A 232-nucleotide genomic window follows, 5' to 3' on the forward strand; every position below is an offset into this window, starting at 1 on the left:
CCGCCGTCGTACTCGTCGGGGTCGCTGAAGAACAGCGTGGCGGACAGGTTGGTGCGCACGCGCTCGGCGCTGTTGCGCACCTGCCGCACCGCGTTGTCGATGTGATAGCCGAACTCGCCGCCGGCCGTATAGCAGTTGAACAGGGGTGGGAAGACCTTGCTCGGCAGTGCGGCGGACATGAACTGCGGATGTTGCCAGAGACGCTGCAGCATGGCTTCGGCGATCTCGCGGG

1 pseudogene is annotated in these 232 nt (G+C 65.9%); it reads right to left on the reverse strand.

Annotation, left to right across the window (positions count from 1 at the left end):
* Positions 1–232: pseudogene (locus RVY79_RS21765) on the reverse strand (PKHD-type hydroxylase); the annotation flags it as partial.

Origin of the sequence: Chromohalobacter sp. HP20-39, assembly GCF_033052815.1 — a bacterium.
Classification (GTDB): domain Bacteria; phylum Pseudomonadota; class Gammaproteobacteria; order Pseudomonadales; family Halomonadaceae; genus Chromohalobacter.